Annotated in this window: 11 protein-coding genes; 10 read left to right on the forward strand and 1 reads right to left on the reverse strand. The window is 72.6% G+C overall.

The features are described 5' to 3' along the window. The first annotated feature begins 92 nt into the window (after positions 1 to 92). A complete protein-coding gene (locus tag ACIGAN_RS06930; protein WP_399855619.1) occupies positions 93 to 3410 on the forward strand; it encodes a right-handed parallel beta-helix repeat-containing protein in 3318 nt (1105 codons plus the stop codon). Further along, the gene (locus ACIGAN_RS06935; RefSeq protein ID WP_399855621.1) at positions 3407 to 4639 is read left to right on the forward strand and encodes a S8 family serine peptidase; all 1233 of its coding nucleotides are present in this window, start codon (positions 3407 to 3409) and stop codon (positions 4637 to 4639) included. The genes ACIGAN_RS06930 and ACIGAN_RS06935 overlap by 4 nt, the downstream gene beginning before the upstream one ends. Before the next feature lie 128 nt (positions 4640 to 4767). Here the strand turns inward: ACIGAN_RS06935 and eccCa are convergent, their stop codons facing one another. After that, complete coding sequence (gene eccCa, locus ACIGAN_RS06940; protein WP_399855623.1) at positions 4768 to 8769, reverse strand: type VII secretion protein EccCa; 4002 nt, start codon at positions 8767 to 8769, stop codon at positions 4768 to 4770. Positions 8770 to 9231: 462 nt separating this feature from the next. On the opposite strand from eccCa, the gene eccD reads away from it, so the two are divergent. The 8 genes from eccD (at position 9232) to ACIGAN_RS06980 (ending at position 18940) form a co-directional block, all read left to right on the forward strand. Next, positions 9232 to 10632: a type VII secretion integral membrane protein EccD gene (gene eccD / locus ACIGAN_RS06945; RefSeq protein ID WP_399855625.1), complete on the forward strand. Its 1401-nt coding sequence runs from the start codon at positions 9232 to 9234 to the stop codon at positions 10630 to 10632. Between the two features lie 42 nt (positions 10633 to 10674). Continuing rightward, the gene (eccB, locus tag ACIGAN_RS06950; protein WP_399855627.1) at positions 10675 to 12249 is read left to right on the forward strand and encodes a type VII secretion protein EccB; all 1575 of its coding nucleotides are present in this window, start codon (positions 10675 to 10677) and stop codon (positions 12247 to 12249) included. A gap of 541 nt (positions 12250 to 12790) precedes the next feature. Then, positions 12791 to 13126 carry a hypothetical protein gene (locus tag ACIGAN_RS06955; RefSeq protein WP_365099066.1) on the forward strand — a complete coding sequence of 112 codons (336 nt, stop codon included), beginning with the start codon at positions 12791 to 12793 and terminating at the stop codon, positions 13124 to 13126. Positions 13127 to 13215: 89 nt separating this feature from the next. Next, a complete protein-coding gene (locus ACIGAN_RS06960; RefSeq protein ID WP_365099065.1) occupies positions 13216 to 13524 on the forward strand; it encodes a WXG100 family type VII secretion target in 309 nt (102 codons plus the stop codon). 114 nt (positions 13525 to 13638) lie between these two features. Beyond that, positions 13639 to 14109, forward strand: a complete 471-nt coding sequence (locus ACIGAN_RS06965) for a type VII secretion system-associated protein (protein WP_365099064.1) — start codon at positions 13639 to 13641, stop codon at positions 14107 to 14109. 128 nt (positions 14110 to 14237) lie between these two features. Next, positions 14238 to 17951, forward strand: a complete 3714-nt coding sequence (locus ACIGAN_RS06970; protein ID WP_399855631.1) for an AAWKG family protein — start codon at positions 14238 to 14240, stop codon at positions 17949 to 17951. 152 nt (positions 17952 to 18103) lie between these two features. Beyond that, the gene (locus tag ACIGAN_RS06975) at positions 18104 to 18559 is read left to right on the forward strand and encodes a YbaB/EbfC family nucleoid-associated protein (RefSeq protein WP_399855633.1); all 456 of its coding nucleotides are present in this window, start codon (positions 18104 to 18106) and stop codon (positions 18557 to 18559) included. Between the two features lie 3 nt (positions 18560 to 18562). After that, entirely contained in the window at positions 18563 to 18940 is a 378-nt protein-coding gene (locus ACIGAN_RS06980) for a hypothetical protein (protein WP_365099061.1), read from the forward strand. Positions 18941 to 18985: the final 45 nt, after the last annotated feature.

Raw genomic sequence — 18985 nt, forward strand, 5'->3', positions numbered from 1 at the left:
CGGACATGATGGCACCGTCGGCTCGCCGACACGCGCCCCCGGCCCGAGCGGGGCGCACGCTGAAGACGACGCCGTAGCAAGGAGGTTGGTGCGTGTCGCGCCAGGTACTGACGGTCGGTCCGGGAGACCGGGACCGCTACCGGACGATCGGTGAGGCGCTCTCGGCTGCCCGCACCGGCGCGCTCATCAGCGTCCGGCCCGGGACCTACCCGGAGAACCTGGTGATCCACACCCGGGTCACCCTCGCCGCCGCCGAAGGGCGGGGCACCGTGGAGATCAGGCCGCGTTCGGGCACCGTGCTCGCGCTGCGCGCCGATGCCGTGATGCTCTCCGAACTCACCCTGCGCGGCGGCGACGCCGAGCAGCCGGCCGTGGACGTGCGGCGCGGGCAGGCCGCGCTGGACGGCTGCGAGGTCGTGGGCGCCTCCTGGACGGCCCTGCTGGCCGGGGGCACCGGCTCGCTCGCCCTGCGCGACTGCCGGGTGAGCAACGCGCAAGGGGCGGGCGTCGTGGTCACCTCGACCACCCCCACCACCGTGGAGTCGTGCACGTTCGAGCACCTGGGCACCAGCGGTGTGGTCCTCGCCGAACAGGGTGAGGCACGCATCCGGGGCTGCACGGTGCGCGACGCCCGCGGCAACGGCCTGCTCGCCAACGGCGAGTCCCGGGGCACCGTGGAGGACTGCGACCTCTCCTCCACCGACAAGCCCTCCCTCGCCCTGGAGCAGAACTGCTCGCTGTCGGTGATCCGGACCGTGGTGCACGACACCAGCACCGGGGTGCACCTGAGCAGCGCGGGCCGTACGACGCTGGAGGACGTGCGTGTCACCGGGGCCTCCGGCAACGGCATCACGCTGGCCGCCGGCACGGACCCGGTGCTGCGCCGCTGCCGTGTCTCGCGCACCCGCGGCCACGGCGTGCTGGTCACCGACCGGGCGCGGGGCACCTTCGAGGACTGCTGGGTGGACGGTGCGCAGGGGGCGGCGCTGCGGGTGGCCGGAGCCGCCTCGCCCGCGCTCACCGGGCTCACGGTCCGCGACTGCGAGCAGACCGGGCTGCTCCTGGAGGAGGACTCGGCACCGGAGCTGGACCGCCTGGAGGTGATCGGCGGCGCACCGGCGGTCCTGGTGCGCGGCGGCGCCAACCCGCTGCTGCGCCGGGCACGGCTGGTGGAGCCCGCGGGTGACGGCCTGTCGGCCACCAAGGACGCCCGGGGGCGCGCCGAGGACTGCGAGGTCGTGCGGCCTCAGGGCGCGGGCGTGCGGGTCGCCTCGGGCAGCACCCTCTACCTGGCCGGCGGCTCGGTCTCCGACGCGGCGGCCTGCGGCCTGGTCGTGGAGGACGGCGGCAATGTCACCGTCCGCGACCTCCGTGTCGAGATGTCCGGCGAGGAGGGCGTGGTCGTCGCCGCGGGTGGCGAGCTGACGGCCAACCGCACCGCGGTGCACGCCCCGCAGGGCCATGGCTTCCTGCTGCGGGAGGGTGCGCTCGCCTCGCTGAGCGGCTGTGAGGTCACCGGTGGCGCGCAGGACGGTTTCCGCGTGGAGTCCACCGCACCGGTCTCCCTGGTCAACTGCCTGGCCCGGGAGAACGAGGGTGGTGGCCTGGTGCAGACCGTCCCCGGCGAGCGGCTCGCGGTGGAGGGCCTGAACAGCACCGGCAACGGCAAGCGGGACGCCTGGGGCAGCGGCAGCGCCGAGAACACCGACCCGGCCGGCTCCGGCGCGGCGGACGCGCCCCCGCCGGACCGGGCCGACGGGCCGCTCGGCGCCCTCAACGCGCTGATCGGCCTGGAGAACGTCAAGCAGCAGGTGCGCACGCTGGTCAACCTGACGCAGCTTGCCCAGCGGCGCGAGCAGCTCGGCATGGCGGCCCCGCCGATGAGCCGGCACCTCGTCTTCGCGGGCCCGCCCGGCACCGGCAAGACCACCGTCGCCCGGCTGTACGGGTCGATCCTGGCCGAGCTGGGGTCGCTGCGCAGCGGGCACCTGGTGGAGGTCTCCCGCGCGGACCTGGTCGCCCAGGTCGTCGGCGGGACCGCGATCAAAACCACCGAGACGTTCCAACGGGCGCTCGGCGGTGTGCTGTTCATCGACGAGGCGTACACCCTCACGTCCGACAGCAACCACGGCGGTGCCGATTTCGGCCGCGAGGCGGTGGACACGCTGCTGAAGCTGATGGAGGACCACCGCGACGACGTGGTGGTGGTCGCCGCCGGCTACTCCCGTGAGATGGAGTCCTTCCTGGCCTCCAACCCGGGTCTGGCGTCCCGCTTCTCGCGGACGGTCGAGTTCGAGAACTACTCGGTGCCCGAACTGGTCGCGATCATGGAGAACATGTGCGCCCAGCACCAGTACGAGCTGGCTGAGGGCACAGCGGAGGCCCTGGCCGCGCACTTCGAGGCGATGCCCCGGGACGCCGGCTTCGGCAACGGCCGTGCCGCGCGCGGGGTGTTCGAGGAGATGGTCGACCGCCAGGCGGTACGGCTCGCCTCGCAGCAGCACGTCGGTGAACACGACCTGCGGCTGCTGCTGCCGGAGGACGTCTCCGCCACGGCCGCCGCGCAGGCCGGCGAGAGCGCCGCTCCGGCGGACGACCCGCTGACCCGTCTCGGCGACATGATCGGTCTGGCCGAGGTCAAGCGCGACGTGGCGGACCTGGTGAACCTCATCACCACCGCCCGCCATCGCGCGGCAGCCGGACTGCCGGTGCCCTCGCTCAGCCACCACCTGGTCTTCACCGGCCCGCCCGGCACCGGCAAGACCACCGTCGCCCGGCTCTACGGGGAGATCCTGTCCCAGCTCGGCATCCTCGGACGGGGCCAGCTGGTGGAGGCCGCCCGCGCCGACCTGGTCGGCCGCTACATCGGCCACACGGCGCAGCTCACCCGGGAGGTCTTCGAACGGGCCCGCGGCGGCGTGCTGTTCATCGACGAGGCCTACACCCTCACCCCGCGCGAGGGCGGCAACGACTTCGGGCAGGAGGCGGTGGACACCTTGCTGAAGCTGATGGAGGACCACCGCGACGAGGTGGTCGTCATCGTCGCCGGGTACACCGACGAGATGGAACGCTTCCTGGCCTCCAACCCGGGCCTGTCCTCGCGGTTCCCGCGCCGGGTCGCGTTCGCCGACTACTCCTCCGAGGAACTGGTCACCATCGTGCGCGCGCAGGCGGCGAGCATGGGCTACGAGTGCGGTCCGGGGACCGGGCCACTGCTCAAGGAGTACTTCGACGCGCTGCCCCGGGACCGCTCCTTCGGCAATGCCCGGCTGGCCCGCCAGGTGGTCGAGTCGATGGTCACCCGGCAGGCGGGACGGCTCAGCGCGCTGGCCGCACCCACCCTGGACGACCTGCGCATCCTCCTGCCCGAGGACGTCGTGACCGCGACCCCGAAGGCGGCTCCCCGATGAGGTCCTCGGTCCGCGGGAGCGCCCGCCTGCTGTCCGGTGCCGGTCTGGCCGCCGCCCTGCTGCTGCCGGCCGCCCCGGCGCAGGCCCTGCCCCCGTCCGTGCCGCCCGCGGCCGACGGGCCGGGCCAGCAGCTGCCCGGCATGCCCTCCACGCTCGACCCGGACACGGCCTGCACGCCCGCCTCCGGCGAGAAGGCGAAGAAGCAGGACTGGTCGCGCCAGCGCCTCGACCTGGACCGGCTGCACCGGCACGGCACCGGCGCCGGTGTGACCGTGGCCCTGATCGACACGGGGGTCGTCGCCGGTGCCACCGGCCTCGACGGACGGGTCACCGCCCAGGGTGCGGCCGGTACCGACTGCGTGGGGCACGGCACCTTCCTCGCCGGTCTGATCGCCGGGGACGGAAGGAGCACGCCGGGCCTCGCCGGAGTGGCGCCGCGGGCCCGGATCCTGGCCCTGCGCGGCACCGACGAACGTGGCCGGGCGGACGCGGACCTGGTCGCGGACGCGGTGCGCGACGCGACCCGGGCCGACGCCGAGGTGATCGCGGTCGCCGTCGCCCTGCCCCGCCGTGACGCCGGACTGACCGACGCCATCGCCGACGCCCGCCGCGCGGGCGCGGTGGTGCTCGCGGCCGCCACGCCCGACCCGCCGTCCCGCGGCTCGGGCGACGACATCCCGGCCCGCACCTACTGGCCCGCCGGTGAGCCCGGTGTGCTGGCGGTCGCCGACATGCTGCCCGACGGGGCCCGTCCGGACGGCTCCCCGCGCACCGACGGCATCGACCTGGCCGCGCCGGGCGCCGGAGTGGTCTCCGGCGGCCCGCGCGGGGACGGTCACTACCTCGGTGGCGGCGCGTCGGTGGCGACCGCCTACGCCGCCGGGGCCGCGGCGGTCGTGCGCGCCGCCCACCCGGGTGCCTCCCCGGCGGCCGTGACGCGCCGTCTGACCGCCACGGCCTACCCCGCCGATCTGCCGCAGCTGGATCCCTACGCCGCCGTGACCGCCGTCCTCGGGGACACGACGGCGGCCGCTGCGGACCGCGCCGGTTCCGCTCCCGTGTCCCTGCGCGACACCTCCGCCGCCGATCGCGCCACCGGCCGCGCCACCCTGTTCGTCCTGCTGGGGACCGCGGCCGTGCTGTCGGTCCTGTGGGCCGCCTTCGCCGTTCCGCGGGCCCGCGCACGCGGGTGGCGGGCGGCGGGTGCGGGTGAGCCGGAGCGCGGATGAGCTGACCGGTCAGGCACGCAACCGCGAGCGGGCGCCACACGAAGTGGCCCCCAGGGCACGGAAACCCCGAGCGGGGGCCACCTCGGTGGCCCCCGCTGTCCGTGTGCGGCCCTCGTGCGTCCGCCGGGTCAGGTCTGCTGCCCTTCGCCCTCCCCCACCAGGGCGGTCTGCATGAGCCGCTCGCGGCGGCGGGCGATGTGCAGGGCCCGGCCCGGAGGGAGGTTGCGCGGCTTGGCGTTGCCGAACAGCCGGCCCTCGGTGGGCGGGCAGGACAGCAGGACCGCCGGGTTGTTGGCCTCGTCGAGACGGCGCAGCAGGCCGTCGCTCAGGCCGCGGCCGGCGCCCATGGCGCTGCGGGCGACGACCAGGTGCAGGCCCATCTCGAAGCCGAGGGTGAGGTGCTCGAAGAGCGGCTCGAAAGGGCTCTGGAAGGCGTTGCCGGAGACCATGTCGTAGTCGTCGACCAGGATGAACAGACGCGGGCCGCTCCACCAGTCGCACCGGCGCATGCGCGCGGGGGCGATGTCCGCGCCGGGCACGCGGGTCTTCATGGCGCGGGCCGCGCCCTCGACGGTCTCCTTGAGGTTGTCCAGGGAGATCACGTGCCCGATGCGGTACTCCTCGGGGATCGTGTCCACGAGCGTGCGCCGGTAGTCCACCACGATGATCTTCGCCTCGTTGGGGGCGTAGCGGGTGGTGATGCCCTCGGCGACGCGGCGCAGCAGGTTGGTCTTGCCGCTCTCGGTGTCGCCGACCACGATCAGGTGCGGGGTGCGGCTGAAGTCGTGCCAGACCGGCTCCAGGGCGTCCTGGTCGATGCCGAGCGGCAGGCGCATGCCGCCGCCCTCGGTGGCCTCGGGGGCGGGCAGTTCGGCGAGCGGCAGCCGGTGGGGCAGCATCCGGATCTGCGGTGCGATGGCCCCGGGCCAGTGCCGTGCGATCTCGGACGCCAGGTGGGAGACGCCGTCGCCGAGGTCGTCCAGGGAGCCGCTGCCGTCGAGCCGGGGCAGTCCGGCCAGGAAGTGCATCTTGGTGTCGGCGGTGATGCCGCGGCCGCCGCTGCGGGGCACCGAGCGGGCCTTGCGGGTGTCGATCTCGGAGTCCATCGGGTCACCCATCCGCAGTTCCAGGCGGGTGGCGGCCTGGTCGCGGACCTGGGCGGACAGCTCCACCCAGCGGGTGGTGGTGATGAACAGGTGGATGCCGTAGTTGAGGCCGCGGGCGGCCAGTTCGTTGAATTTCGGGATGAGGTCGTCGTAGTCCTGGCGGACCGTGGACCAGCCGTCGACCACCAGGAAGACGTCGCCGAACGGCTCGTCGGGGAACTCGCCGGCGGCCCGGCGGCGCCGGTAGGACTGCATGGAGTCCAGGGTGTGGTCGACGAAGAACTGCTCCCGGCGGGCGAGCAGCGTCATCACCTCGGCGACGGCCCGGTGCACCCGCTCGGGGTTCAGGCGCGCGGCGACACCGCCGACGTGCGGCAGTCCGGCGAGCTGGGAGAGGCCGCCGCCGCCGAAGTCGAGGCAGTAGAACTGGATCTCGGCGGGTGTGTGGGTGAGGGCGAGCGCGCCGATCAGGGTGCGCGCCAGGGTGGACTTGCCGCTCTGCGAGCCGCCGGCGATGGCGACGTGGCCGCCGGCCCCGGACAGGTCCACGACCAGCGGGTCGCGGCGCTGCTCGAAGGGCTTGTCCACCAGGCCGACCGGGACGCGCAGCTTGCCGGTGCCGGGCCAGCCGGTGGCGGTGAGGCCGCGCTCGGGGTCGGGGGCGATGCCGGGCAGCAGGGCGTCCAGCGGGGACGGCTCGTCCAGCGGCGGCAGCCACACCTGGTGGGCGGCGGGGCCGGAGTCGCGCAGCCGGTCCAGGGCCACGTCGAGCAGGGTCTCCTCGTCGCCGGTCTCCTTGGTGTCCGGCTCGGGTTCGGGTGCCGCCTCCAGGGTGCGCGGTACGACCCAGCCGCTGGTCCAGGGCACGACCTGGCTGGCCACCCGGGCCTGGACCACGGCGCCGGTGCGGCGGCGGTAGGTGCCGGAGGAGTAGGCGGCGCGGAAGCGGGTCAGTGCCTCGACGCCGGACTTCAGGTAGCCGCTGCCGGGCTGGGCGGGCAGCTGGTAGGCGTCCGGGACGCCGAGCACGCCGCGGCTCTCCATGGCGGAGAAGGTGCGCAGGCCGATGCGGTAGGACAGGTGGCTCTCCAGCTGGTGCATGCGGCCCTCGTCCAGGCGCTGCGAGGCGAGCAGCAGGTGCACCCCGAGGGAGCGGCCGAGACGGCCGATCATGACGAACAGGTCCATGAACTCGCGGTGCGCGGACAGCAGTTCGCTGAACTCGTCGACGACGACGAACAGGCTGGGCAGCGGGGCCAGGTCGGCGCCGGCGGCGCGGGCCCGCTCGTACTCCAGGGCGGAGGTGTAGTTGCCGGCCGCGCGCAGCAGCTCCTGGCGGCGCATGAGTTCGCCGTGCAGGGCGTCCTGCATGCGTTCGACGAGGGCGACTTCGTCGGCGAGGTTGGTGATGACGGCGGAGGTGTGCGGGAGTTCCTCCAGGCCGAGGAAGGTGGCGCCGCCCTTGAAGTCGACGAGGACGAAGTTGAGCGTCTCGGAGGAGTTGGTCAGGGCCAGGCCGAGGACGAGGGTGCGCAGCAGTTCGCTCTTGCCGGAGCCGGTGGCGCCGATGAGCATGCCGTGCGGGCCCATGCCGCCCTGCGCGGACTCCTTGATGTCGAGTTCCACGGGGCGGCCGTCCACGCCGACGGCGACGGGCACCCTGAGCCGGGCGGATCCGGTGTGCCGGGCGAAGAGGGTCTGCGGGTCGTGCCGGTGCAGGTCGGGGATGCCGAGCAGGGTGGTCAGTTCGACGTCGGTGTCCAGGGGCTGTGCGATGTCGGTGCCCAGGCTGATGCGGCGGGCGGTGAGCAGCCGGGCCAGCGACTCCGCGCCGAGCGGGCCGAGCCGGTCGGGGCGGCCGAGCGGCACGGAGCGCTCCTTGCGGCTGCGGTCGGTGCGCACCAGGCTGACCTGCCCGGGTCCGACGGTGAGCCGGAGTGTGTTGCGGCCGGGCCGCCAGCGCAGCGCCCCGGAGACGTCGAGCACCACGGCGTTGCGGTAGCCGTGTCCCTCCCAGCGGTGTCCTTCGGGGACGGTGACGCCGTCCAGGACGACGACGGTGTAGGGCTCGTCGCGGCCGGGGCGGGCGTCGGGGTCGAAGCCGGGGCGTTCGGCGAACTCGGCGCCCAGCAGGTCGTCCAGCTCGGTCAGGTCGGCGGTGATGCGGCGGACCTGGCCGGCGCCGTCCTCCTCGTGCGGGTGCAGGGCGTGCGGCAGCCACTTGACCCATTCCCAGTCGGGCCGGCGCTCGTCGCTCGCGCAGACCGCCAGCCACAGCTCCTCGGGGGCGTGGAACACCGCGAGCTGGCCGAGCGCGGCGCGTACCAGGGCGCGCACGGCGTCGCCGTCCGCGTTGCCGGCCGGGGCGCCGGTGGTGCCCGGCTCGGCGGACGGGTCGCCGGAGGTGTCCTCAGGGCGCAGCAGGATCCGGGCGGAGGAGCGCAGGTAGAGGCCGAGGGGCTGGTCGGGGATGGTGGAGTAGGCGCGGATGAAGCGGCGCAGGGCGTGGGCGCACAGCGGTTCGAGGTCCTCCACGGGGCGGGTGGAGACCGGCTGCAGGGTGAGGGCGAGCTGCTGTTCGCCGACCGCGAGGCGGACCTCGCCGAAGTCCTCGTCGGCGGGGCGGCGTTCCCACAGGCGCGAGGTGCGGGCGAGCGAGCGCAGGGAGGCGGGCTCGGGGTGGCGCCAGGCGAGCGCCCGCTGCTGCTCGACGATGGTGCTCCGGACGCGCTTGCGGATCTGGGCCAGGTAGCGCAGGTAGTCACGGCGTTCGCCCCTGAGGCGCTGCTTGCGCTCGCTGGAGCGGCGCATCAGCTGACCCAGCAGCATGGCGGCGGCGGACAGGGCCATGACGCCCATCGCCAGATAGATGAAGACGCCGTTGCCGCCCCCGGGGCGCAGGAACATCAGCATCATCGACACCGACATGAGCGCCATCGGCAGATACGTCCATATCGCCGAGGTGTCCGGAATCGTCTCGGACAGCACCGGTGGTTCCTGGAGGGTCAATTGGCCCTCGGGCATCTCCGGTCCGCGCCTGCGGGCCGGCCGGCGAAAGAGCACCACGCTCAAGGGACAGAACCTCCGGGTTCACTGGGCTTTCCGGCCCGCTTCGATTGCCGCTACGGGCGGTAGCGGAAAAATGCCGCACCGTGCCGACTCGTGCGGGTTACCGGGCACGGCGAAATGCGGGGCGTGTTCCGGGCGGGAAGGGTGGTCAACTACACGGGTGGATCGGCTCCGTGTCCGGCGCGGGTCCGGGCCGCAGCACAATCCGGCGGGTGTCGGCAGTAGTCTGCATTCACCCGACGCGACCTGTCCACGCGGGAGGGGTGCTCACCGTCGCGCATGGTGCAATTCCGTTGTCCCCGGCCCGCGTTCCCCCACCCGCACACACCCTACGTACTCTTCACCCGTTCACCATTCCCCGTTCCCCCGGGGGACGTTTCCCTGCCAAGCCCCCCACGGAAAACGAGAGTTCAGCTGATGACCGACAGCGCGGTGGCCGAACTGTGCCGCCTGACCGTACGCGCGCCGAGCGTCTCCGTCGATCTGGCGGTGCCCGCCGACGTGCCGGTCGCCGATCTGCTGCCCACGCTCCTGCGCTATGTCGGCGAGGAGGCCGAGGAGGCCGGTCTCGACCACGCCGGCTGGGTGCTCCAGCGGCTCGGTGACGCCCCGCTCGACGAGGAGACCACCCTCGCCCACTCCGGGCTCACCGACGGCGAGGTGCTGTATCTGCGCCCGCACACCGAGGCGTTGCCGGAGGCCCGGCTGGACGACCTGGTGGACGGGATAGCCGACACCACGGCCCGGCGGCTGCACGACTGGCACCCCGGGGCGGCCCGCGGCCTGCTGGTGGGCACGGCGGTGGCGACCGTGCTGGCGGCACTGCTGCTGGTGTTCTGGCCGGGTGTGGACTCCTCGGTGCGGCCGGTCCACGCGGGCGTGACCGGGCTGCTCCTGCTGGCGGGCGCGGGCACGGCCAGTCGCGCGGTGGGCGACCGGCTCTCGGCCGCGGCTCTCGGGCTGCTGGTCGCGCCCTGTCTGGCCCTGGCCGGCTGGGTGCTGCCCGGCGGCGATCCGACCGGCCCGGACGCGGCGCAGGTGGTCGGGGCGCGGCTGCTCGCGGCCGGTGCCGCCGGCGCGGGCGGGGCCGTCCTCGCGCTGGCCGCCACCGCGGTGGCCGCGCCTGCCCTGACGGCCACCGCCGTCGTCTCGGTGGCGGCCGCGGTCGCGGGGGCCCTGATCGGCTACAGCGGCCTGGACGCGCCGGCCTCGGCGGCGCTGGTGGCGACGGCGGTCGCGCTCGGCGCCGGCGCGGTGGCGCCCTTCGCCTTCAAGCTGGCCGGTATGCGGATGCCCGCGCTGCCGTCGTCCGCCGGCCAGCTCCAGGAGGGCATCGAGCCCTACGCGGGCAGCGAGGTCGCCGAGCGCACCGAACTGGCCGGGCGGTGGGTCACCGCCCTGTTCGCCGCCACCGGCGCCGTCTCGGCGGCCGCCCTGGTGGTCCTCGCCGAGCACCCGAACCTGCCCGAGGTGCTCACCGGTCTCGCGCTGAGCCTGCTGCTGCTCCTGCACAGCCGCGGCCTGGTGCACATCGCCCAGCGGCTGGTCCTCGCGGTGCCGGGGGTGTGGGGTCTGCTGCTGCTGGCGCGGGCCTGGGCCGTCGACAGCGGCGACACCGGGCGCACGGTGGTGACGGCCGTCCTGCTCGGTGCCGCGGCCGCGCTCGTGGTGGCCGCCTGGGTGGTGCCCGGCCGGCGGGTGCTGCCGTACTGGGGCCGGGCCGCGGAGCTGGCGCACACGGGTCTCGCGGTGGCGCTGCTGCCGCTCGGCCTGTGGGTGGCGGGTCTGTTCGGCTGGCTGCGCGGGCTGTTCGGCTGAGGTCCGGACACCGGTTCACCGAGAACGAGTTGAGGAGAGGCTGTGCAGTCCAAGCGCGACCAGGTACAGGCCCACGCTTTCATGATGGGCAGGCTCAGCTCGGGCCTGCTGACGGCCGACCCGGACGCCCCGGAGAGCCCGCTCGGACGGACCACCCGCGGTGTGGTGTTCGGCGTGCTGTTCACCGTCCTGATCGGCGCCGGGGCGACCGTCTACGGCCTGCTGCGCCCCGGCGGCAACGACGGCTGGCGCGACGGCGAGCACCTGGTGATCAACCGGGACACCGGTGCCCGCTACCTGTGGACGGGCACCGACGGGGTGCTGCACCCGGTGCGCAACTACGCCTCCGCCCGGCTGATCGGCGGCTCCGACCTGGAGACCAGCGACGTGGGCACCGCCTCGCTGCGGGACACCCCGGTGGGCGCCCCGGTCGGCATCCCCGGCGCCCCGGACACCGTGCCCGGCGCCGGTCAACTGGACGACGGGGCCTGGCACATGTGCGTCACCGGGCCGCAGGGGGCGCTGCCCAGCACCTCTTCGGCGGCGACGGACACGGGGGTGAACGAGCCCGGCGCCACCACGGTGGTCGCCGGGGCGCCGGTGGACTCCCGCGCGGTGGACGGCGACCGGGCGGTGCTGGTGCGCGGCCCCGACGGCGTGGAGTACCTGGTGTGGCGGGGCAGCAGGCTGCCGCTGGACCGCGCCTCCGACGCCCGCAACGCCCTCGGCTACGGCTCCGAGCGGCCGATGCCGGTCTCCGCGGCCTTCCTCGACGCGCTGGCTCCCGGTCCCGCCCTGAGCCCGCCCGAGGTGCCCGGGCGCGGTGCGCCCGGCCCCGAACTCGGCGGCGAGGCCAGCCGGATCGGCCAGCTGTTCAAGGTGAGCGTGCCCGGCGGGGACAGCACGTACCACCTGCTGCAGAAGGGCGGCCTGGTGCCGCTGACCCGGCTCGGCGCCGCCCTGGTGCTGGGTGATCCGGCCACTCAGGAGGACGCCTACCAGGGGAAGTCGCCCGAGGTGCGCACGGTCGGCGCGGACACCCTGCGCGAGCACCGGGCGAAGGACGCGCCCCCGGCCGGGTCCGCGGAGCTGCCGGACGCCCCGCCCGCGGCGCTGTCCACACCGCGGGGCAGCGCGCTGTGCGCGAAGGTGGACGGCGCCGACGGCGGCGTCCGCATCAGCTCGGTGCTGGTGCCCTTGTCCCGGCTCACCCCCGTGGCCGTGCCGGAGGGCACCGACGAGCCGCTGGAACCCGCCTGCGCGCCGCCGGACGCGGCGGTCGTACGGCCGGGGCGCGGTGCCCTGGTCCGGGCGCTGCACGCGAGCGGGGCCGCGCACGCCGGCACCACCTACCTGGTGGCCGACAACGGTGTGAAGTACCGGATCGCCTCCAAGGACGCGCTGTCGGCGCTCGGTTACGGGACCGGGGACATCGACTCGGTGCCGGCACCGCTGCTGGCCTCCTTCCCGACCGGTGCGGACCTGGATCCGGCCGCCGCCTCAGGGGCGGCCAGGACCAGGGTCACGGCCCCGGCGTGTACGGCCGGTGAGGGGACGGGCCGGCGCACGGCGGAGGGCGGGGCGGACAAGGCCGACACAGTCGGCACCTCGCAGTGATCCGGACAAGGGACCCGTACGCACCGAAGGAAAAGGAATGGGGCGGCGCCGAGGGAGAATTCCGGCCGAATTGAGCCTCCATGGCGTGTGATCGGCGGGCCCGGGCGCGCGCTCCGGGCGCGGGAAACACCGGCGACCGGCCGCCGCGCCCGCCGCACGGCGTCACGAGGAATGCCCGGAGTCGGGAAGAAAGCTCAGATCAAGCTCAGAGAATACCGAAGGGCACTCCCGGAAAATCACCGCGGGCTGCGCGGACATGTCGGAAAACACACCGTCGCGATGACCGTTTGCCGCCCCGCGTGCCCGCTTCATGCCCGCATCACGCGTCACATGGGAAAATCGGCCGTGAACCCGTCGGCCCGGGAAGCCGATACCTTCACCCCGGCGAAACCTCCCCGCAACTCGACTTGTATGTATGGTCCTTGAGGAAGCGACCGAAGCACAAAAAGAATCCTGCACGCGTTGCGCGGAACACGAGGTTCTCTTTAGCCTCGGCGAGCAACGTGGTGATCAGGACCTGCTCGAACGAAGGGAGCGCGACGTGGCGGACAGTGCCGCGAGGAAAGCGGATTACGCCAAGGGCTTGGGGGGCGTCTCGTCCCTGGAGTCGGCCCGGACCCAGGTCGAGAAGATCCAGGCCAACGTGGCCGAACTGGCCGCTCGTTCGGGTGTCGGCGGCGACGAGGGCCAGGCCCTGCTGAAGCTCTTCCGCAGCTGGAACAGCGAGGCGCAGAAGGTCGTCGTCCAGATCAGCAAGATGATCGACGCGCTCCAGGAGAACGTGACCTCCGCGGACCGTCTGGCCAAGGAGAACCAGGACCTGACCGAGGTCCTCAACAGCAAGACCACCCAGGGCGTCTTCGAAGCACTGCTCTGACTTCCCCCTCCGGCGTCGGCCCTCCAGGACGAGGCCGGACCCCGTGAGCTTTCCGGGCCAGGGCGCCCGGCCACCCGAGAGGAGACGTCATGGCAGACGGCATCATCGACGTGCAGTATCCCGTGGTCCAGCGGGCCATCGAGGATCTGCGGGACCAGACCCAGCAGATCATCAACACCCTCAACACCCTGGAGGACGAGCTCAAGCCGCTCGTCAGCTCCTGGGAGGGTTCCGACCAGGAGATGTACCTCCAGGTGCAGGCAGAGTGGGACCAGGCCACCAAGAACATGGCCATGCTGCTCGGCGACAGCGGCGATCTGATCCAGAGCATCCACGACAACCACTCCCGTGACGAGCGCCGCAGCGCCGACAACTGGGGCAACGTCCGGGCCCGTTAGCCCGGGTCCGGCCCCCTCATCGCTACGGCCTGCCGCGCGCCGCACGGCGGCCGGCCGTACCGGTGTCGCCCGCCCCCCGTCCGGCACCAAGTCGCAGTCGCAGGAGGACGTCCCATGGCCGGTGAGAAGGCCGACGTCAAGCACTTTGATCTCAAGCAGATGGAGAACTTCCGGGACAACGAGGTGCAGCCGGTGTACACCGCCGCGAAGAAGCACCGCGAGGACGGCGACGGGGCCCACATCCGCCCGCTCGGCCAGCTCATCGACGGGCACACCACCCCGGGCAACCTGGACCAGAACCAGCAGCTCCTGCGCATCGGCAAGATGGTCACCGAGCCGCTGGTCTCCGGCCCGAAGCTGATCGAGGACGTGCGGGCCGCGGCCGAGTCGATCGACAAGCTCCTCGGCGACCAGATGGAGCTCTTCAAGGAGCTCAAGGAGGCCCTGAGCGACACCATCGACGAGGCCAACAAGACCAAGGACAAGAACCTCACCGCCATCGACGCGCAGACGCTGCTCATGACCTTCGAAGAGGTCGACACCCTCACCGCCGGCGGTTCCGGCGGTACCGACGACGAGACCTGACATCACAACGCGTGTGCCGGCCCGCTCCCGGAAAGGCAGGCACGCCCCGTGGCACTCCCGGCCGCACACGGCACGAGGACGCCGTGCACCGGCACGGATGACAGGCACCGACCAGAAAGGGCGCCCCGGTGGCCGATCGGTACGATCCCAACTCCGTTGCGAACCTCGACAAGTTCGACAACGCCGGCGATTCGTCGTCCGACACCTGGGCCACCCTGGTCACCCACATCACCGGCTATCCGGTGCCCGACCGCGCCACGATCTTCGACACCCTGCGCTCGGACCACGGCGGCAAGCTCTTCCGGATGGACATCAAGGACCGCAGCCTGAGCCTGCTCGTCAAGGACTCCGGCTTCCTGGTGAACACCGGTGAGGACTACGACATCTGGTTCTTCGACCGGGGCAAGAAGACCCAGATCAAGCAGGCCCGGATCGTCTTCGAAGGCCGCGTGAAGGCCGGCGAGGAGATCATCTTCGCCAACCCCAACGCCGACAACGTGCACGACGCCCAGGTCCGTGAGGGCAACGAGTTCACGGACTACAACAAGGACAAGATGAGCACGATCCCGCTCGCCCGGTACATGAACGGGCCGCGGGCGGCGCTCCTCGCCCTGCTCGGCGGCAGCACCCAGGACGCCCGCTTCAGCAACCTCGGCGTCGGCGGCGGCGACGTGGTCGACCTGAACTCCTTCGACACCGCCGGTGAGTCCTTCGACTACGCGGCCAAGTTCTTCAGGGACCACGCGGTGGTGCTGAAGGACTGGGAGGACCGCTTCGGCCGGGACGACGCCAGTTGGAAGGGGGAGGCGGCCGAGGTCTTCCGCAGCCTGCTGAAGAAGATCCGCGAGAACTACGACAACTACGTCGAGACGTTCAACTCCAACCCTGGCTCCGGCAGCGAGACCGGTACGGGCAACACGGTCTACTCCCGCGCCCTGTCCCTGGGCCGCACGTACCTGGAGGACGCCGCCGACACCCTGCTGAAGGCGTGGCTCGACTGGGCCAAGTCCCCGTACTACGACCCGCACCAGGTGCTGCGCTACGTGCTGGACGACCTCGCCCAGTGGGTGGACGCGAACAACGTCGCCAAGACCGACATCAAGGTGTCGTACTCGCGCTACAGCAGCTCCACCTACCACACGCCCCAGGCCGGCTTCCTCCAGGAGCACCCGGAGTACGGCGACCTCACCGACATCGCCAACTGGGCGAAGGTGGGCGACAAGGCGGTCAAGATCTGGACCCAGGGCGTCGACGAGTATCTGGGCAAGCCCGCCGCCCAGGTGCAGTCCTCGCTCAACAACCACTTCCTGGATCTGGGCAAGGACTTCTCGGAGAACCTGCCCGAACCGAAGTCGACCACCACGGCCGCGGACGACTACGAGCGGAAGAAGCTGGAGGACGAGAAGCGGGAGATCAACCGGCAGAACGAGGAGAACCGCAAGTACCAGGACGAGCTGCGCGCGGAGCAGGAGCGCCAGCGCGAGGAGGACAGGAAGTACCAGGAGGAGCTGCGGGCCGAGCAGAACCGGCAGCGGGAGGAGGACAAGAAGTACCAGGACGAACTGCGTGCCGAGCAGCAGCGCGAGCAGGACGAGGCCAAGAGGTACCAGGACGAACTGCGCGCCGAGCAGCAGCGCGAGCAGGACGAGGCCAGGAAGTACCAGGAGGACCTGCGCAACGAGCAGAACCAGCAGCGCGACGAGGACAAGAAGTACGCCGACGAGTTGCGCGAGGAGCAGAAGCGTGAGCAGGAGGAGGCCAAGCGCGAGGCCGAGGAGCAGCGCAAGGCCATGGAGGAGAGCCTCGGCGGACTGAACGACCCCAACGGACCGCAGCAGAACCTCGGCAGCCTCGACGAGCTGCTGAACCAGAACATCCCGGTCACCGAGAGCCTCGGCGACGTCAACGGCACGGGCGGCGACGGCCAGGGCACGCCGGGCGGTGTCCCCCCGGTCACGAACCTGGGCAACCTCGGCGCGCTCAACAACGGCCCGGCCGGAACGAACAACACCGCGGCCGACGACGCGATCACCCAGAGCCTCGGCAACCTCGGCGCGCTGAACAACAACCCCGGCGCCTCCCTGCGTACGCCGACCGGAGGCAGCACCCAGCTCGACGGCGGCAAGCTCACCACCGGTTTCCCGGACGGCAGCAGCACCTCCTTCGACCCGGACACCGGTGTGCTCACCACCACCGCGCCCGACGGCTCCGTCACCACCACCGACCTCGGCAACGGCGCCACCGTCACCAACCCCGACGGCTCGACCACCACCCTGGGCGACGACGGAAAGCTGACCACCACCTTCCCCGACGGCACCACCCAGACCGTCGACCCCGACACCGGCCAGGCGACCACCACCCGCCCGGACGGGACCACCACGACCACGGATCTGGGCAGCCTCGCAGGCATCAACGGCGGCGACGGGGTGCTCGACACCCCGACCGGCGGCAACGCGCAGCTCACCAGCGGCGGCGACCTGACCACCGAGTTCCCCGACGGCGGACGCTCCTCCTTCGACCCGGACACCGGTGTGCTCACCACCACCGCGCCCGACGGCTCCGTCACCACCACCGACCTCGGCAACGGCGCCACCGTCACCAACCCCGACGGCTCGACCACCACCCTGGGCGACGACGGAAAGCTGACCACCACCTTCCCCGACGGCACCACCCAGACCGTCGACCCCGACACCGGCCAGGCGACCACCACCCGCCCGGACGGGACGACCACCACCGAGAACCTCGGCGACCTGGGGAACCTGAACGCCCAGAATCAGCTCGATGATCTCGGGGATCTCGGGGATCTGGGCGACCTCGGAGGCCTCGACGAGGTCACGACCGAGTCGCTCGGGGAGTTCGGCGAGCTGAACGGCTTCGACGTCGACCGCTCCGGCCTGGAGACGCCGACCGGGGGGCACACCTCGCTCGACGCCGACGGTGACTTCGCCACCACGTTCCGGGACGGCAGCGAGAGCCTCTTCGACCCGGACAACGGGATGCTCACCACCACCCACCCGGACGGCACCACCACGACCACCGACCTCACCCACGGGGCGAAGGTCACGAACCCGGACGGCTCCACCACGCTCCTGGACAACGGGATGCTCACCACGACCTTCCCGGACGGCAGCACCCAGGTCATCGACCCGGACACCGGTGTCGCCACGGTCACCGATCCGCAGGGCCGCACCGAGACCGTGGACCTGCACGACCTCAACGCGCGGGGCGACGGCGGCCGTTCGGACGTCCTCGACGACCTCGACCGCCTGGACGGCCTGAACACGACAGGGGGCGGGAGCGACCTCACCAGCTCCCGGAACGTGCCGCTGTCCGAGCTGGGACTGGGCGGAGGCAGCGGCTTCTCCGCCGGCACCGCCACCGCGGCTCCCGGCGGCCTCTTTGCGGGCGACTCCTTCCCGGTGGACGGTTCCGGTGCCGCCCCGCTCGCGGAGAGCCAGGCCACCCCGCTCGGTCCGGCCGCCCTGGCCGGTGCCCCGGGCAGCCCTGGCATGCCCGGCAGTCCCGGCATGCCCATGGGCGGTATGGGCGGCATGGGCGCGGGCGGTGAGCGGGGCAACGGCGAGCGGGTGCGTGCCGTCCTCGTCGACGCGGCCGAGGAGAGCGAGCGGCGCAACCGCCGCCGGCGCAGCCCGTGGAACCGCCAGGAGGACGACGACACCTTCCTCGCGCCGGCCTCCCGGGTGGCGACCACCGGCGGTGAGTCCCCCGAGCAGGAGGCGGAACCGGGCCGCAGGTCCACCACGTCCGCCGACTACCTGGAGGAGGACGCGGACGTGTGGGGCACCGACGAGGGCGGGGCGCCGGCCGTCATCGGCCGGTGACCGGCGCGGTCAGAACGCCGTCGAGCGACCCGGCTTTCGCGGCGGGAGCGCAACAAGGCAAGATCACCAGGACGGTTGACGGTCCGGGTGGCCGGACCGAGTGGCCGAGGAACGTCCGCACGGACGAATGGACGCAGAAGGGAGGGGCGAGTGTGACGGAACCGCTGGAGAAGCGCCTGGAGAAGGCGATGGCCGAGCTCCAGGCCGCCCAGGAGGCGGTGGCACGCACCGAACGGGAGCTGCGGCAGGCGTCGTTCGCGGTGCTCTCCTCCGACCGGGCGGTCCGGGCGACCGTGGGCCCGCAGGGCGAGCTGACCGGGATCGAGTTCCTGGAGCACAAGTACCGCGACATGTCGCCGCAGGAGCTGGCCGCCAGCGTTCTGGAGGCGGCCGGTGCGGCGCGGCTGAAGATGAACCGGCACGTGATGAAGGCGCTGGCCCCCTTCACCGAGGCCAGCAGCAACGTCCCCGAGCTGAAGGGCTTCGAGGTCGACTGGGAGCGGATCTTCGGCCCGGAGGTGCTGCGCGACGACGACGAGGACACGGCACGCACCGCCGAGCAGGGCCCCGCCTGGCGGGACGCGCTCGACGAGGACGGGGAGGACTGAGCGATGGGGCAGCGTTACTACGTCGACCCGCACCGCATCGAGGCGCTGGCCGGGCAGTTGGAGGAGATAGGCTCCCTCGCCCGGAGCATGACCGAGGAGTTCCTCGACGAGCTGGCGCCGACCGTCCGCTGGCCCGGCACCGAGGGGGAGTTCGCCGAGAAGGCCAAGCCGCAGGAGCAGAAGGAACGGCAGACGACCAAGGACACCATGATGTCCATCCGGGACGCCCTGGTGGGCATCACCGACGCGACCCTGAGCCAGGTGCGGATGATGAAGGACACCCGGGACCGCAACATCGAGGGCATCGAGCAGCGCAACAGCCGGATCGAGACCGACGGGCTGAACGGCGACGGGGGCCCCACCGGGCATGGCCGCCGCTGACCCGAGCCGCACCGGCCGCTCCCGGACCGCACCGGGAGCGGCCGC

The organism is Streptomyces sp. NPDC085931 (assembly GCF_044540565.1).
Lineage (GTDB): Bacteria > Actinomycetota > Actinomycetes > Streptomycetales > Streptomycetaceae > Streptomyces.

Bases quoted from the DNA above. Each gene is read 5' to 3' on its own strand.
- eccD (WP_399855625.1), top strand. From the start codon at position 9,232: ATGACCGACAGCGCGGTGGCCGAACTGTGCCGCCTGACCGTACGCGCG.
- eccCa (WP_399855623.1), bottom strand. From the start codon at position 8,769: ATGCCCGAGGGCCAATTGACCCTCCAGGAACCACCGGTGCTGTCCGAG.
- ACIGAN_RS06935 (WP_399855621.1), top strand. From the start codon at position 3,407: ATGAGGTCCTCGGTCCGCGGGAGCGCCCGCCTGCTGTCCGGTGCCGGT.
- ACIGAN_RS06965 (WP_365099064.1), top strand. From the start codon at position 13,639: ATGGCCGGTGAGAAGGCCGACGTCAAGCACTTTGATCTCAAGCAGATG.
- ACIGAN_RS06960 (WP_365099065.1), top strand. From the start codon at position 13,216: ATGGCAGACGGCATCATCGACGTGCAGTATCCCGTGGTCCAGCGGGCC.
- ACIGAN_RS06980 (WP_365099061.1), top strand. From the start codon at position 18,563: ATGGGGCAGCGTTACTACGTCGACCCGCACCGCATCGAGGCGCTGGCC.